This is a genomic window from Streptomyces sp. NPDC026575 (assembly GCF_055567415.1).
Window position 1 is genome coordinate 103,372 of record NZ_JBVHQM010000028.1, and the last position, 16,342, is coordinate 119,713.

General features: G+C 70.5%; 12 protein-coding genes. 7 read left to right on the forward strand and 5 right to left on the reverse strand.

The features are described 5' to 3' along the window. Positions 1-85: 85 nt before the first annotated feature. From ACZ4NB_RS31145 to ACZ4NB_RS31155, 3 genes are all read left to right on the forward strand, one after another. Positions 86-574: a DUF1453 domain-containing protein gene (locus ACZ4NB_RS31145; RefSeq protein ID WP_467666381.1), complete on the forward strand. Its 489-nt coding sequence runs from the start codon at positions 86-88 to the stop codon at positions 572-574. Positions 575-652: 78 nt separating this feature from the next. Beyond that, positions 653-1,819, forward strand: coding sequence for a sensor histidine kinase (locus ACZ4NB_RS31150; protein WP_467666395.1), 1,167 nt, complete (start codon positions 653-655; stop codon positions 1,817-1,819). Further along, positions 1,816-2,490 (forward strand): response regulator transcription factor, encoded by a 675-nt coding sequence (locus ACZ4NB_RS31155; protein ID WP_467666382.1) that lies wholly within the window; start codon positions 1,816-1,818, stop codon positions 2,488-2,490. The genes ACZ4NB_RS31150 and ACZ4NB_RS31155 overlap by 4 nt, the downstream gene beginning before the upstream one ends. Positions 2,491-2,651: 161 nt before the next feature. On the opposite strand, the gene ACZ4NB_RS31160 is transcribed toward ACZ4NB_RS31155, so the two are convergent. From ACZ4NB_RS31160 to ACZ4NB_RS31175, 4 genes are all read right to left on the reverse strand, one after another. Continuing rightward, positions 2,652-3,326, reverse strand: coding sequence for a DUF7342 family protein (locus ACZ4NB_RS31160; RefSeq protein WP_467666383.1), 675 nt, complete (start codon positions 3,324-3,326; stop codon positions 2,652-2,654). Beyond that, entirely contained in the window at positions 3,323-5,143 is a 1,821-nt protein-coding gene (locus ACZ4NB_RS31165; RefSeq protein ID WP_467666384.1) for an ATP-binding protein, read from the reverse strand. Before ACZ4NB_RS31165 ends, ACZ4NB_RS31160 begins: the two co-directional genes overlap by 4 nt. Positions 5,144-5,643: 500 nt before the next feature. After that, positions 5,644-6,642, reverse strand: a complete 999-nt coding sequence (locus ACZ4NB_RS31170; protein WP_467666385.1) for a sucrase ferredoxin — start codon at positions 6,640-6,642, stop codon at positions 5,644-5,646. 134 nt (positions 6,643-6,776) lie between these two features. After that, positions 6,777-8,024 carry a citrate/2-methylcitrate synthase gene (locus tag ACZ4NB_RS31175; RefSeq protein ID WP_467666386.1) on the reverse strand — a complete coding sequence of 416 codons (1,248 nt, stop codon included), beginning with the start codon at positions 8,022-8,024 and terminating at the stop codon, positions 6,777-6,779. A gap of 113 nt (positions 8,025-8,137) precedes the next feature. On the opposite strand from ACZ4NB_RS31175, the gene ACZ4NB_RS31180 reads away from it, so the two are divergent. Together ACZ4NB_RS31180 and ACZ4NB_RS31185 are read left to right on the forward strand one after the other, a co-directional pair. Beyond that, positions 8,138-9,307 (forward strand): citrate synthase/methylcitrate synthase, encoded by a 1,170-nt coding sequence (locus ACZ4NB_RS31180; protein ID WP_467666387.1) that lies wholly within the window; start codon positions 8,138-8,140, stop codon positions 9,305-9,307. A gap of 108 nt (positions 9,308-9,415) precedes the next feature. Further along, positions 9,416-10,579, forward strand: a complete 1,164-nt coding sequence (locus tag ACZ4NB_RS31185) for a CobW family GTP-binding protein (protein ID WP_467666388.1) — start codon at positions 9,416-9,418, stop codon at positions 10,577-10,579. Positions 10,580-10,735: 156 nt separating this feature from the next. Here ACZ4NB_RS31185 and ACZ4NB_RS31190 read toward each other — a convergent pair whose 3' ends face one another. Beyond that, complete coding sequence (locus ACZ4NB_RS31190; protein WP_467666389.1) at positions 10,736-13,183, reverse strand: DNA gyrase/topoisomerase IV subunit A; 2,448 nt, start codon at positions 13,181-13,183, stop codon at positions 10,736-10,738. A gap of 301 nt (positions 13,184-13,484) precedes the next feature. On the opposite strand from ACZ4NB_RS31190, the gene ACZ4NB_RS31195 reads away from it, so the two are divergent. Both ACZ4NB_RS31195 and ACZ4NB_RS31200 read left to right on the forward strand, forming a co-directional pair. Continuing rightward, positions 13,485-14,825: a M16 family metallopeptidase gene (locus ACZ4NB_RS31195; RefSeq protein ID WP_467666396.1), complete on the forward strand. Its 1,341-nt coding sequence runs from the start codon at positions 13,485-13,487 to the stop codon at positions 14,823-14,825. A gap of 38 nt (positions 14,826-14,863) precedes the next feature. Further along, the gene (locus tag ACZ4NB_RS31200; RefSeq protein WP_467666397.1) at positions 14,864-16,246 is read left to right on the forward strand and encodes a M16 family metallopeptidase; all 1,383 of its coding nucleotides are present in this window, start codon (positions 14,864-14,866) and stop codon (positions 16,244-16,246) included. Positions 16,247-16,342: the final 96 nt, after the last annotated feature.

Sequence of the window (16,342 nt, forward strand, 5' to 3'; positions counted from 1 at the left end):
CCCCACCCTGGCTCCGATCCGGACGGCCGCCGCTCTCCATAGCGTCGGAAGGGTCGAAAATCCCCGTCCCACGGAGGCTCAGGTCATGAGCGGCCTGCTCAACATCGTTGTGATCACCGCGGCTGTCGCATTCGTGTTCATCCAGCAGTTCAAGGCGCAGCGCCTCAAGGCCGAGGGCAGGAAGTGGTGGCTGATCCCGGCCGTCCTGACGGTCATGGCGCTGCGGCAACCCGGTCTCCTCGATGCCCGGCATCCCGCGGAAGCCGCTGTTCTGCTCGCCGTGGAGCTGCTCATCGGGCTGGCCTGTGGCGCCGGCTGGGCCTGGACGACGCGTATCTGGACGGACGCGGACGGCGTGGTGTGGACCAAGGGAGGCTGGGCGGCGGCCGGTGTCTGGCTCTGCGGTATGGCGCTGCGCGCCGCTCTCATGGGGGTCGCCGCGGCCATGGGCGTCCACCAGGGCAGCGCGGCCATCATGCTCGGTGTTGCCGCAATGCTGCTGACACGGTCCGGTGTCACCTCCTGGAGGGCCCAGGACCTGCGGCAGACGTACCGTGTTCCTGCCGCCTGCTGACGCCTTTGGCCGTACGTCCTGGGGCTGACACCCATGGACGTACGCCTCGCACCGCACCGCAACCACGAAGGACCGCATGTGACGCTGAACGCCTGGACGAGCTGGCCCCTTAGGGAGTCACTGTCCCGTGAGGGCATCAGCAGCGCCCGGTTGTGGATCGGCCGATCCGTGCGCCTCCTGGCGGTCGCGGCACTGACGTGGTCCACCGTGACGGGGCCGCACTTCCGCGGCTGGGCCCTGGTGGTGGCCGTCGCCGGGCTGGCCGTCACCGTGCTGGCGTTCCGCGGATTCTTCCGTGCGACGCTGCAGCGCCGCCTGTGGCCGTCCATCGCGCTGTTCGCCGTACTGGAGGCCACCGCCTTCGGCTTCCAGTACGCAGGGGCGCGCACGCCGGCGATCGTCCTGTGGTGCGCCTGCGCCATCATCGCCATGGAGCGGCTGCCGCTCAGCGCCGCCGTACCGTGCGCCGCCTCGGCACTCGGTGCGTACGCGGTCATGAACACCGACAACTGGCTGACGACCATCGCGACCACCGCGGGCTTGGCGCTGGCGGGCTATGTCGTACGGCTGGACGCCGAAGCGCGCGGCAATGCCCAGCGGCTGCTGGCCCAGGAACGAGCCGCCCGTAAAGCCGAGGCCGAATCGGCTGCACTGACGGAACGAGGCCGTATCGCACGGGAGATCCACGATGTCCTCGCTCACAGCCTCAGCGCTCAGGTGGTGCATCTGGAGGCGGCGAGGCTGCTGATCCAGCGCAGCACCGACCTCGAGGCCGACCGTGAAAAGCTCATGGAACGGGTGGTGGCATGCCGGGGGATGGCCCGTGAAGGGCTGGACGGCACCCGTGAGGCGCTTTCCGCGCTTCGCGGGGAGATGATCCCGGTCGAGGACTACCTGCGCCGTCTGGCGGCCGCTGAGGGCCTGCGGCTGGACGTTACGGGGGAGGCGCGCCCGCTGCCGGCCGAGGTGGGTCTCGCGCTGCGCAGAGTCGCCCAGGAGGCGCTGACGAACGTACGCAAGCATGCCCGGGGCGCCCGGGTGAACGTGCTGCTGGAGTACACGGCAGACGACGTGCGCCTCGAGGTGCGCGACTTTGGCGGCCGTGGGCAGGCCGTCGAGCTCGCCAAGAGCGGTGCCGGTTACGGTCTGCTCGGGATGCGGGAGCGCGCCGAACTCCTCGGCGGAACGCTGGAGTCCGGTCCCGCTGAGGAGGGTTTCGTGGTGCGGTTGCGAGTGCCGGCATGACGGCGCGCAAGGTGGCGCGGGTCGTGGCCGCCGATGACCAGACCGTGGTGCGTGAGGGCATCGTGATGCTGCTGGGGCTGCTGCCGGGCATCGAAGTCGTCGGAGCGGCCGCAGACGGCGAGGAAGCCGTCCGTATGGTCGCCGAGGTAGCCCCCGACGTCGTCCTGATGGACCTGCGCATGCCACGCTGTGACGGCGTCGAGGCCACCCGCCGCATCCGCGCGGACCACCCGGGCACCCAGGTCGTCGTGCTCACCACCTACGCCGACGACGACTCGCTCTTCCCCGCCCTTCAGGCCGGCGCCCGCGGCTACCTGACCAAGGACGCGGACGGTGATGAGATCGTCCGCGCCATCGACGACGTGCTCTCGGGCGAGGCCGGGTTGTCACCGAGGATCCAGCGCAGGCTCCTGGAACGCGTCACGGAGCCCGTACGGACCCTGCCGCAGCCGCCCGACGAGCCACCGGACGGGCTTACAGCCCGTGAGGTGGAGGTGTTGCAGCTGGTCGCCGCCGGCCAGTCCAATCCGGAGATCGCGCGCACGCTGCACGTCTCCACCGCGACAGTGAAGACCCACATCAACAACCTCTTCGCCAAAGCGGGACTGCGCGACCGGACTCAGGCCGTCCACTACGCCTACCGCCACGGTCTCGCACAGCCGCCCGGGTAGCTCACCACCTGATGGGGTGAAGAGCAGGGGACACAGCGCACCACTCGAGGCGGGGTCGGGCGTTCATCCGACGAGTTCCGGCACGCAGAGACGTAGGCGTAGGTGCTGGTGGGGCCGGGTGGGTTGGCTTAGAGCGCGCGTACTGAACCGCGGTGTCGGCCTCAGACCCAGTCGTAACGGTGTTCCGGGCGGCCGGTCTCGCCGTACTTGAGAGTGAGGCGTACGCGCCCGGCCCGCTCCAGCAGCTTGAGGTAGCGCTGGGCGGTCTGCCGGCTGAGGCCGGCCTGGAGGGCGACGTCCTGGGCCGACAACGGTGAGTCCGCGGAGCGCAGTACCGAGCGCACACGGTCGGCGGTGGCGGAGGAGTGACCCTTGGGCAATTCGGCGGGGCCGGCGTTGGCGGCTCCCAACGCCCCGAAGATCCGATCCACTTCGGACTGCTCCGCCTGCCCGCCGTCCGCGAACGTACGGTGCAGCGCCGCGTACCCCTCCAGCTTGGAGCGCAGGCCCGCAAAGGTGAACGGCTTGACCAGGTACTGCAGTGCGCCGTGCCGCATCGCAGCCTGCACGGTGGCGATATCGCGAGCCGCCGTGACCATGATCACGTCAGTGAGCAGACCGCGTCGCCGCAGTTCGCCGACCAGTTGAAGCCCTGCTCTGTCGGGAAGGTAGTGGTCCAGCAGGATCAGGTCGACAGGGTGCGTCTCCAGGGCGGCGAGGGCTTCGGCGGCGGTATGCGCGAGGCAACTGACCCGGAACCCCGCCACTTTGGCGACATACGCCGCGTTGATCCGCGCGACGTGCACATCGTCGTCCACGACCAGTACGTCGATCATCGCCCGGCCTCCGTGACACCTGCGACGTGACGAGCGCCCTCGGTGTCGCTGGCTCGCCCGGTGGCATGGGTGTTCATTACCGCTACCTCATGGGGTGCATCACCCGGCTGGGGAATCTGCTCGGACAGCGCGTCGGGGAGGGTGACGGTGAACACCGCGCCGCCACTGGGGCGTTCGCCGACCTCGGCACGGCCTCCGTAGCGCTCGGCGAGCCGGCGCACGAGGGCCAGGCCGATGCCGCGCTGCCCGTGGGCGGGCGGCTCCTTGGTTGTCCAGCCTTCCGTGAAGATCTCCGCGCGACGCGCCTCGGGCACTCCCGGCCCGTTGTCGCTGACGCGGACGATGGCGGTCTGGCCATCGGCCCGGATCTCCACCTCCAGTTGTGCGTCGCGTTCACTTGATGTGGCATCCAGGGCGTTGTCGATGAGGTTGCCGAGTACGGTGACCAGGCTGTGCGGGTCGACCAGCCGGTCGGGCAGATGAGTGCCGGGTGCGACGCGCAAGGAGACGCCACGCTCGGTGGCGACCGTGGCCTTGCCCACCAGGAGGGCGGCGAGCAGCGGATCGTGGATGCGCTCGGTGACCTGTTCCGCAGTCGCCCGATGCACGCCCACGGCCTGTGTCACAAACTCCACGGCCTCTTCGTGGAGCCCCAGCTCGAGCAGACCTAGCAGTGTGTGCAGCCGGTTGGCGTGCTCGTGGTCCTGTGCGCGCAGGGCGTCGATCAGGCCGCGAGTACCGTCCAGCTCGCGGCCCAGCCGTTCCAGCTCGGTGCGGTCGCGCAAAGTGACCACCGCACCCCCGTCGTCGGTCGGCATGCGGTTCGCCACCAGAACCCGCTGCCCGCTGACGGCCAGCAGATCGGCCCCTGCAACACGGCCGGCCAGCACATCGGTTGTACGGCCCGGCGGCAGGGCGGCGTCCAGAGGGCGGCCGGTGTCGTCGGCGCGCAGGTCGAGGAGGCGCTGCGCCTCGTCGTTCATCAGGCGGATCCGGCCGCGGGCGTCGAGCGCGACGAACCCTTCACGGATGCCGTGCAGCATCGCTTCTCGCTCGGCGAGCAGCGCGGAGATATCGGAGAACGCCAGGTCATGGGTGCGGCGCTGGAGGCGGCGGGAGACGAGATAGGCGGCAAGCGCTCCCACGGCGAGGGCCCCGCCCGCGTACGCGAGCAATTGCGGGACGGTGGAGAGCAGCCGTTCCTGCACGCTCTCGTACGCGATGCCGACCGAGACGGCGCCGATGACCTCGCCGTTCTCGTTGCGCAGCGGGACCTTGCCGCGCGCGGAGCGGCCGAGGGTGCCCTCGTCGATCTGCATGACCTCCTGGCCGGCGAGGGCGACGCTGGGGTCGGTGGAGACGTGGTGGCCGATCTCGTCCGGGTCGGTGTGGGACCAGCGCACGCCGCGCTTGTCCATGATCACTACGTATTCGGCCCCGGTGGCGGCACGGATCCGCTCCGCCTCGTTCTGGACGGGACCGTGACGGCTGGGGCGCGAGGATTCCAGGGCGTCATCGAGCGACGGCGCCGCGGCGGTGGTCTGCGCGATGGCGAGGGCGCGGCGCATCGCCTGATCGTCGAGCTGGGCGCTGAGCGGGGCGAGGAAGAGACCGGTTGCCAGTGCGGTGACTCCCGTGGCGATGGCTAGCTGCACCATCAGCACCTGGGAGAAGACGCGGCGTGGCCAGCCCAGGCGCGGCCACTTCCGGGGCAGCTCGGGCGCAGTGCCGGAGGCCGGCGCGTCGGCGGGGACGGCTGCGGAACCCGAGGGCCGAGCGCCACTCGGGCGCGGAGCCGACGCATCCTTCTCGCCCATATGAACGAACAGTAAGCGCGGCGGCGGCCTGGCGGTAATCCCTGATGGGCCCAATTCGGAGGGTGTTCGGGCGGCGACTCGCAGCGCTGCCACGGGCTGTGGGCAGGGGGACCGAGCGGTTATCCACAGGCCTTTCGATTGCAGATCGTGCGCGCCTAACCTCGCAGCGTGATGCCGATTCCGGTCGAGGCGGATCGTGCGCGCGATGGCTCGCGGAGAGGGGAGCGGTCATGTGGTCCATGAGGGGTGGCAAGGGAGCGTGGCAGGCAGCAGTGCGGGGCGGAGGGCGCCGGGTTGTGGCGTGGCGGGCAGCGGGAGCGATGCTGAGTTTGGGGATCGCTACGTTGATCTTGAAGCGGCCGGGAGGTTCCCGGCGTCCGTCGCGCGCTGCGGCCGTCGGCGACGCCTCCTTGCAGCAGACTCCCGACGAGTCCAGGGAGGCGAGGCGGCCGCGAGGTACTGCCACCGGTTCGGGAGTGCCCTCGCCGAGGCGCGCGAGGTCAGCTGCAGGGCGCTGCTGCCCTTGCCCGTGTCGCACCCGCGATGGCGGTGATGGAACCAACCGCCATCCGAGCTGGTGGACCGAGCGGCGCACCACAGCTAGCGGGCGTCGGAGCACCGTCGGCCCGCTCTTGAACGATCACCCGCCAGGCGCGGCCGTCCGTGTGCGTCAAGATGACGGCCCAGGTGGGGAACGCTCCAGCAGGCGTCCCGCTGTGAAGCGCCCGGTGGTCGGCCGGCAACAGTTCGGGCCGCACCGTGTCGGTCCGTACGACGTCGAGTGCGTCCGCGCGGTCCTCCCGAATGAGCTGGCGGACCGCGAGGTCGGCCGCCTGGGCCGGGCGGTCCCAGGCCGAGCGTCCGCGGCAGTGGTTGAGCGCGATCCGTCCGTCGCGCGCCGACTCCACGGCGTCCTTGGCCAGAGGGGCCGAGGCGCGACCGTATGCGTAGCCGTAGGGGAGGACGAAGAGGGTGGGGGAGAAGCGGTGGCCGCCGATGTGAGTGACTTCCCATGCCGCGGCTCCGCCGGCGGCGAGCTCGGCGGCGAGCGGGCGGCCGAGGAGGGCGCAGCAGCGGTCCCGCTTGCCGTTGGTGCACACGAGGACCAGCGGTTCACCGGTGTACGGCTCCCAAAGGCCGCCATGCTCTCCGTCCCCCAGGGCAGTGAAATTCAGCCCGAGGGCCGCTCGCGGGTCGGTGACCGTGGTCGTGCGGACCCATGAACGCCCTGGGGCGGTGTGTGCGAGGAACATGCGGCGCGAGGATGCGTCGTGGCAGTCGGCATGGCGCCCTGGCCTGCGGATGAGGGCGATGCGTACGCCCGTGCCCTCTGCCGCGGCCTCCAGGGCCCGGCCGACGTCAGGGTCAAGATGGCTGTCCGTCAGCGCCTTGGCCCCCCACGGCCCGGACTGCTCGATGAGCAGCCAGGTCAGGGCGGTGGCCGCCGTCCCGGCGAGAGGTTCGGCCGATTCGAGGGAAGCGGTGGCGCAGGTACTCACAAAGGTGAGCCTAACCTCGTGCGCTGGGGTGGATTCCGGGAGGGGCTGGGGGGCTCGCATGTCCACGGAAGTTGTCCCGGCTGTGGCCTGGGGCTTGAGCAACCCAAGGCCACCTGTACGTGCGGTGCCTCTGCTTACGGCAGTGGCTGTGGTGGCTTCGGGCCGCAGTACCTACCGCTGGGGCGCATGCGGGCTGGGGGCTCCTCGTACTCCTCCAGGGCGTGGGCGATCCAGCCGGCGGTGCGAGCGATGGCGAAGATGGTTTCGCCCGCCTCGGTCGGCATTCCGGTCGCGACGGTCAGGACGGCCAGCGCCAGGTCGACGTTGGCGTGCAGCTCCGTGTGTCGAGCGGTGGTGGTGATCACTTCGCGAGCAGCCTGCAGCGCGGGGCGGGCGCGCGGTACCTCTTCCAGCAGCTCGAAGAGGGTGTGGGCGCGCGGGTCCTCACCCGTGTAGAGGCGATGCCCGAGGCCCGGCACCCGGCGCCCGGCTCGCAGGTGGTCGGCGACGACGGCGGCCGCGCTGCCCCGGCCCAGCACCTCGAGCAGCATTCGGTGGGCAAGTCCACTCGCCGCACCGTGTAGCGCGCCGTCCAATGCCCCGAAGCCGGCCGAGACGATGGCGTACGGATGCGCTCGTGCGGAGGCGGCGACGCGGACCGCGAGGGTTGATGCGGCGAGGTCGTGATCGATGAGCAGAATCAGCGCGGCGTCCAAGATGCGCAGCGACGCGGGGTCGGCCGGCTCAGATGTCAGGCGGGACCACAGGCGTGGGGCCAGTGAGTCCGCGGCGGACTGCTCGGCAGCCTGTGACGGCAGGGCGTCGACGAGGGTCGGGATCAGGGTGCGGGCGGTGTCGAGGACGACGTTCTCGGATAGGTCGAAGCGGAGTGGGTCGGCGGCCGCTGCGGCGATCACCGCTACCCGCAGACGGTCCATCGGTCCGCTGTGGGCCGGCAGTGCCTGTACGGCACGGCGGGCTGCGGACAGGGCGTCGTGTGGTGCGGTGAAGCGGATGCCGTGGCGCATTTCGCCGGTCCACAGCCACTCGGCCACTTCCTCGTAGCTGTAGTGGGCGGCGAGTTCGGATGCATCGACGCCACGGAAGTAGCAGTGGTCGCGGTCGATGAGGGTGATGCCGGTGCGGACGGCCAACTCGCCACTGGCGGCTGGTGGTTCGCGCCGGCCGCTGCGGCGGGCCAGCACCTCGACCTCCTTCGCGTCGAAGGTGCTGCCACGGCTGCCCGGTTCGCGGCGACTGGTCAGCTGGCCGCGGCTGACATACGCGTACACCGTCTCGGGCTTCACGCCGAGCCGGTCGGCCGCCTCCCGGGTGCTCAGCCGTCGCCCGCTCGCGTCCTGCGTGGTGTCTTGATCCGCCATGAGGTCACCGTATCCAGACTCATACATATTGATTCAATCAATATTGACGACTCTTGAGTCAAGCATAGATAGTCGGATCAATATTCGGGGAGGAAGAGCAAAGGAGATCCGCCATGTCGATCGCCGAGGCGAACGCACCGATCAACGCGCCCCGTGGACTCGCGGGTGTCATCGTCACCGAGACTCAACTCGGCGACGTCCGGGGCCTCGAGGGCTTCTACCACTACCGCCAGTACTCCGCCGTCGAGCTGGCCGCGAGCCGCAGCTTCGAGGACGTCTGGTACCTGATGTTCCACGGTGAACTGCCCGACGCGGCGCAGCTTGCGGCCTTCACAGCCCAGACCGCTGCACTGCGGCTGCTGCCCGCCGCCGTGCGTGACGCGCTTCCCGCGCTCGCCCAGGCCGGTGCGCTCGCCGGCCCGCTCGCCGGGCTGCGTACCGCGCTCTCGCTGCTCGGTGCGACGGTCGGCTTTCGGCCCCTGTACGACATCGACGCCGACCAGAGGCGGGCCGACGCACTTGCCGCCTGTGCCGCCGTACCCACCCTGCTCACCGCGCTCCACCGGCTCGGCCAGGGGCAGCAGCCCGTGGAGCCGCGCGCCGACCTCGGCCACGCCGCCAACTACCTCTACATGCTCACCGGCGAAGAACCGCAGCCGGAGCAGGTGCGCGCGATCGAGGCGTACCTGATCTCCACCATCGACCACGGCTTCAATGCCTCGACCTTCACCGCCCGCGTCATCACGTCCACCGGCGCCGACCTCGCGGCCTGCCTCGTCGGCGCCATCGGTGCGCTTTCCGGGCCGCTGCACGGCGGTGCACCCAGCCGCGCACTGGACACCCTCGACGCCATCGGCACACCGGACCGCATCGACACCTGGATCCGCGACCGCGTACTGCGCGGCGAGCGGATCATGGGTTTCGGGCACCCCGTCTACCGCACCGAGGACCCGCGCTCCCGGATGCTGCGTGGTATCGCCGAGGGCTTCGGTGGACCGCTGGTGGAATTCGCCCTCCAGGTGGAGACGAGGGCCGAGGCGCTGCTGGCCGAGCTCAAGCCGGGTCGCGAGCTGCACATCAATGTGGAGTTCTACGCGGGCGTCGTCATGGAACTGTGCGGACTGCCGCGTGAGATGTTCACGCCCACGTTCTGCGCGGCCCGCGTCGTCGGTTGGAGTGCCAACATCCTGGAGCAGGCGGAGGACTCGAAGATCATTCGTCCGGCGGCCCGCTACGTCGGCCCGCCCCCGCCGCAGCCGCTGCCCGTCGTCGCCGCCCTCTAGGGGCCGGCGGGGCGGGCCGAGCCCGTGGCGGCCGGCGGTCCGTTACGATCGACAGCTCGTTCGCCGCCGGTCCGGGCGGCCCGCCACCCGCACCATGGAGGCGCCCCCTTGGTCACGCAACAGATCCCGGTGGTCGTGCTCGCGGGATTCCTCGGTTCGGGCAAGACCACGCTCCTCAACCATCTGCTCGGCGCCGGCGACGGCACCCGTATCGGCGCGATCGTCAACGACTTCGGCAGCATCGAGATCGACGCCATGACCGTCGCCGGGCAGGTGGACTCGATGGTGTCGCTCGGCAACGGCTGTCTGTGCTGCGCGGTCGACACCAGCGAACTGGACACCTACCTGGAGCGGCTGGCCCGCCCCGCCGCCCGGATCGACGTGATCGTCATCGAGGCCAGTGGGCTGGCCGAGCCGCAGGAACTCATCCGGATGATCCTCGCCAGCGACAACGACCGGATCGTCTACGGCGGGCTGATCGAGGTCGTGGACGCCGCCGAGTTCGATGACACCCGGGTGCGGCATCCCGAACTGGACCGGCATGTGGGCATCGCCGACATCGTGGTGCTCAACAAGGCCGACCGGATCGGTGATGCGGCGCGGCAGGCACTCATGGACCGGCTCGCGGACCTCGCTCCGGGGCGGCCGGTGATCTGCACGGCGTACGGGCGGGTCGACCCCGAGCTGTTCTTCGATCGCGGTACGGGGGAGGACCTCGACGCGTCCGTACGTCAGCTGTCGTTCGAGGATCTGCTGCGTGAGGCCGCGGCGAACGGCGGGCCCGCGGGTCAGGATGACGACCACCGCGATCACGTCGATGACCACTGTGGTGACGGCGAGGGTCGCTGCGATCACCCGGAGCACGCGCATCACCCCGGTCACGCAGGTCATCTGCACGCCGCTTATCAGAGCGTGGAGTTCACCTCGTCCGAGCCGATGCACCCGCGCCGGCTCATGAGCTTCCTCGACAGCCGCCCGACCGGCCTCTACCGCATCAAGGGCTTCGTCCACTTCGACGTCCCGGAGAACCGCCAGAAGTTCACGCTGCACGCGGTCGGCGACTTCCTGCGCTTCTACCCCGAGCCGTGGCCCAAGGGCGAGGAGCGGTGCACCCAGCTCGTCATGATCGGCAGCGGCATCGACGCGCCGGCGCTGCGCAAGGAGCTGGAGAACTGCCGGGAGCCCGGCCCGTCGGATGCCGATGTGAACAGCATGTGGGGCGTGCTGCGCTATGTGGCTGCCCGTGAGGACGAGGTCGAAGCAGACATCTGAGGGTGGTGTCCGAAGGCGCCTGACGGTGGCGCTTGAGGAAGGCCGACGTCTGAGGAGAGCGCCTGAAGCGAGCGGCTGAGGAACGCGGACGGGCGCTGTCGGGCCGGAAGTCCACCGGCCCGACAGCGCCCGTCCGCGTTGCGTGCGGCGCGTCGGCTACATCGGTCCTGCCAGTGCCGCCACCGGCTTCGCCAGGGGCACTCCGGAGCCGTCGCGGCGCGGGTCGGTCTCCGGCAGGGCGACCGGGGCGCCCTTGGCGTCCGAGGCGCGCACCGGGGCCGGTCCCGCCCATGCCTGCGTCAGGCAGTCCTCGCCCTTCAGGAAGCGCTGGCAGCGCACGCCGCCCGTGGCCCTGCCCTTGCGCGGGTACTGGTCGAACGGGGTGAGCTTGGCAGTCGCCACCGAGTCGTCGAGCGTGCCGTGTGAGCCGGCGACGGTGAACACCATGGCGTCGGAGGCCGGATCGACCGCCGAGAACGAGATCACCTTGGCACCCTCGCCCAGCTTGATACCCGCCATACCGCCGGCCGGACGGCCCTGCGGTCGCACCTGCGACGCCTGATAGCGCAGCAGCTGCGCCTCGTTGGTGATGAAGACCAGGTCCTCCTCACCGGTGCGCAGTTCGGCGGCGCCCACGATGCGGTCGCCCTCCTTGAGGGTGATGACCTCCAACTCCTCCTTGTTGGCGGGGTAGTCGGGCACCACCCGCTTGACGACGCCCTGCTCCGTGCCGAGGGCCAGGCCCGGCGAGGACTCGTCCAGTGTGGTCAGGCAGATCAGCTCCTCGCCGTCCTGCAGCGACAGGAACTCCGAGATCTGGGCGCCACCGGAGAGGTTGGGTGCGGCCGCCGTCTCCGGGAGCTGCGGCAGATCGATCACCGAGAGCCGCAGCAGCCTGCCCAGGGACGTCACCGCGCCCACCTCGCCGCGGGTCGTCGCCGGCACCGCCGAGACGATCAGATCGTGTTTGACCCGCTTGGCCTCGACGTCGAAGGGCACCTCGCCGGTGACCGTGCGCGCCAGAAGGCCCGTGGAGGACAGCAGCACCCGGCACGGGTCGTCGGAGACCTCCAGCGGCACCGCGCCGACCGAGGTGCCCGCCGACTCCAGCAGGACCGTGCGCCGGTCCGTGCCGTACTTCTTGGCGACCGCGGCCAGCTCGTTGGAGACCAGCTTGCGCAGCTCGGCGTCCGATTCGAGGATCCGGGTCAGCTTCTCGATCTCCTCCTGCAGCCGGTCGCGCTCGGACTCCAGCTCGATACGGTCGAACTTGGTCAGCCGGCGCAGCGGGGTGTCGAGGATGTACTGCGTCTGGATGTCGCTCAGCGAGAACCGCTCGATCAGCCGCTCCTTGGCCTGCGCGCTGTTCTCGCTGGAGCGGATCAGGCGGATCACCTCGTCGATGTCCACCAGGGCCGTCAGCAGGCCCTCGACCAGATGGAGGCGGTCGCGCCGCTTGCCGCGCCGGAACTCGCTGCGCCGCCGCACCACCTCGAAGCGGTGATCGACGTAGACCTCCAGCAGCTCCTTCAGGCCCAGCGTCAGCGGCTGGCCGTCCACCAGCGCGACGTTGTTGATGCCGAAGGACTCCTCCATCGGCGTGAGCTTGTAGAGCTGCTCCAGGACGGCCTCGGGGTTGAAGCCGTTCTTGACCTCGATCACCAGCCGCAGGCCGTGCTCACGGTCGGTGAGGTCCTTGACGTCCGCGATGCCCTGCAGCCTCTTCGAGCCGACCAGGTCCTTGATCTTGGAGATGACCTTCTCGGGGCCGACCGTGAAGGGGAGTTCGGTGACGACCAGGCCCTTGCGGCGGGCGGTGACGCTCTCCACCGTCACCGTCGCGCGGATCTTGAATGTGCCGCGGCCCTTCTCGTACGCGTCCCGGACGCCGCCCAGGCCCACGATCCGGCCGCCGGTCGGCAGGTCGGGACCCGGCACGAAGCGCATCAACGTGTCCAGGTCGGCGTTGGGGTGCTTGATCAGGTGGCGGGCCGCGGCGATGACCTCGCCCAGGTTGTGCGGCGGCATGTTCGTGGCCATACCGACCGCGATGCCGGACGAGCCGTTGACGAGGAGGTTCGGGTACGCGGCGGGCAGGGCGACCGGCTCCTGCTCCTGGCCGTCGTAGTTGGGCGCGAAGTCGACGGTGTCCTCGTCGATCGACTCCGTCATCAGGGACGTCGCGGACGCCATCCGGCACTCGGTGTACCGCATGGCCGCGGGCGGGTCGTCGTTGCCCAGCGAGCCGAAGTTGCCGTGGCCGTCCACCAGCGGCACCCGCATCGAGAACGGCTGCGCCATGCGCACCAGGGCGTCGTAGATCGACGCGTCGCCGTGCGGGTGGAGCTTGCCCATGACCTCGCCGACGACCCGGGCGCACTTCACGTACCCGCGGTCGGGGCGCAGGCCCATCTCGTTCATCTGGTAGAGGATGCGGCGGTGCACGGGCTTGAGGCCGTCGCGGGCGTCCGGCAGGGCGCGCGAGTAGATGACCGAATACGCGTACTCGAGGAAGGAACCCTGCATCTCGTCGACGACGTCGATGTCGAGGATCCTCTCCTCGAAGTCGTCCGGCGGCGGGGTCTTCGTGCTGCGGCGGGCCATCGCGGCTGCGGCTCCTTCTGCTGCGTCTACTGCCGTGTCGGGAAGCGACGTCAGGGCGACGTCGGTCAATCAGTCGGGTCAACCAGCTGGGGGATCAACCGTCGAGTATCTGTGAGTCTGACGCGGACCATTGTGGACCGCCCCACTGACAACGCCCACCGCGACTCCCCCTTCGCCACCGGAGGGGGCCGGGCACGACGCTCGATCGGGGCCGGTCGCACGGGAACTTCGCCAGATGCCGACGCGCTTGCATACAGTGACAGAACTTCCTCGCAAGCGGATCGAAGGGACGTACATGCCCATGGGTCACACGGCCACAGAACAAGCCGGCTCCGGCGGCCTGACAGCGACCGAGCACCGGCTGGCCAACGGCCTGCGCGTGGTGCTCTCCGAAGACCACCTGACCCCGGTCGCAGCGGTGTGCCTGTGGTACGACGTCGGCTCCCGCCACGAGGTCAAGGGCCGTACGGGCCTGGCTCACCTCTTCGAGCACCTGATGTTCCAGGGCTCCGCGCAGGTGAAGGGCAACGGCCACTTCGAGCTGGTGCAGGGCGCCGGCGGCTCGCTCAACGGCACCACGAGCTTCGAGCGCACCAACTACTTCGAGACCATGCCCACCCACGAGCTGGAGCTCGCGCTCTGGCTGGAGGCGGACCGGATGGGCTCGCTGCTGACCGCGCTCGACGAAGAGTCCCTGGAGAACCAGCGCGACGTCGTCAAGAACGAGCGCCGCCAGCGCTACGACAACGTCCCCTACGGCACGGCCTTCGAGAAGCTGACGGCCATGGCGTACCCGGAGGGCCACCCGTACCACCACACGCCCATCGGGTCGATGGCCGACCTGGACGCCGCCTCGCTGGAGGACGCCCGGGCGTTCTTCCGTACGTACTACGCGCCCAACAACGCCGTCCTGTCGGTCGTCGGCGACATCGACTCCGCGCAGACGCTGGCCTGGATCGAGAAGTACTTCGGTTCGATCCCCTCGCACGACGGCAAGCAGCCGCCCCGGGACGGCGCGCTGCCCGACGTCATGGGCGGCCAGCTGCGCGAGGTCGTCGAGGAGGACGTGCCCTCCCGCGCCCTGATGGCGGCCTACCGCCTGCCGCACGACGGCACCCGTGAGGCGGACGCCGCCGACCTGGCGCTGACCGTCCTGGGCGGCGGCGAGTCCTCCCGCCTGTACAACCGGCTGGTGCGCCGCGACCGCAGCGCCGTCGCGGCCGGCTTCGGCCTGCTGCGGCTGGCCGGCGCGCCCTCGCTGGGCTGGCTGGACGTGAAGACGTCCGGTGGCGTGGAGGTCCCCGACATCGAGCGCGCCGTCGACGAGGAGCTGGCCCGCTTCGCCGCCGAGGGCCCCACCCCGGAGGAGATGGAGCGCGCGCAGGCCCAGCTGGAGCGCGAATGGCTGGACCGCCTCGCCACGGTCAGCGGCCGCGCCGACGAACTGTGCCGTTTCGCCGTCCTGTTCGGCGACCCGCAGCTCGCGCTGACCGCCGTACAGCGCGTTCTGGACATCACCCCCGAGGAGGTGCAGGCGGTCGCCAAGGCCCGGCTGCGCCCCGACAACCGGGCGGTGCTGGTCTACGAACCCACCGAGCCGACCGACGCCGCCGACACCGAGGAAGGGGAGGCGGACCAGTGAGCGACGCCACCAACCGCGCAGGGTCCCCCATGAGCAGCATGGACTTCCACCCCCAGCCCCGGGGCGGCGCGCCCAAGCCGTGGGCCTTCCCGGCCCCCGACCGCAGCCAACTCCCCAACGGGCTCACGCTGCTGACCAGCCACCGCCCCGGTCAGCAGGTCGTCGCCGTCGAGGTCAACCTCGTCGCGCCGCTGGACGCCGAGCCCGAGGGCCTGGACGGCGTCGCCACGATCATGGCGCGTGCGCTGTCCGAGGGCACCGACAAGTACGACGCCGAGGAGTTCGCCGCCGAGCTGGAGCGCTGCGGCGCCACACTGGACGCGCACGCCGACCACCCCGGCGTACGGGTCTCCCTGGAGGTCCCGGCCTCCCGGCTGCCGCGCGCGCTCGGCCTGCTCGCCGACGCGCTGCGCGCCCCCGCCTTCCCGGACAGCGAGGTCGAGCGGCTGGTGCGCAACCGCCTCGACGAGATCCCGCACGAGCTCGCGAACCCGGCCCGGCGTGCCGCCATGGCGCTGTCCAAGGAACTGTTCCCGGCCACCGCGCGCATGTCGCGGCCCCGCCAGGGCACCGAGGAGACCGTGGCCCGCATCGACGCGGCGGCCGTCCGGGCCTTCTACGACACCCATGTGCGGCCCGCCACGGCCACCGCCGTCGTGGTCGGCGACTTCACCGGTGTCGACCTGGACGCGGCGCTCGCCGAGACCCTCGGCGCCTGGAGCGGCTCGACCGCCGAGCCGCTGAAGGCCGCGCCGATCGTCGCCGACGACACTGGCCGCGTGGTGATCGTGGACCGCCCCGGAGCCGTCCAGACGCAGCTGCTCATCGGCCGGATCGGCGCCGACCGGCACGACCGGGTGTGGCCGGCGCAGGTCCTCGGCACGTACTGCCTGGGCGGCACCCTCACCTCCCGGCTGGACCGTGTGCTGCGGGAGGAGAAGGGCTACACCTACGGGGTGCGCGCCTTCGGCCAGGTGCTGCGCTCCACCGCCCCCGGCTCCCCCGAAGGAGCGACGGGCGCAGCCCTGCTCGCCATCAGCGGCTCGGTGGACACCGCCTCCACCGTCCCGGCACTGCAGGACCTGTGGCAGGTGCTGCGGACCCTCGCTGCGGAGGGGCTGACGGACGAGGAGCGCGATGTCGCCGTCCAGAACCTCGTCGGGGTCGCGCCGCTGAAGTACGAGACCGCGGCGGCCGTCGCGGGCACGCTCGCCGACCAGGTGGAGCAGCAGCTCCCGGACGACTTCCAGGCGCAGTTGTACGCCCGGCTCGCGGAGACCGGCACGGTCGAGGCGACCGCGGCGGCGGTCAGCGCCTTCCCGGTGGACCGGCTGGTGACGGTCCTGGTGGGTGACGCGGCCCAGATCGCCGAGCCCGTCAAGGAGCTGGGGTTGGGCGAGGTGACGGTCGTCGGCGGCTAGGTGTACTCGGCCATGAGGTTGGTAACTCGCGTCGGTAGTTGATCAAGAAGAGACCTCCGGGCGTAGTGGAGATGCCTGTCTTCACCACAACCGGAG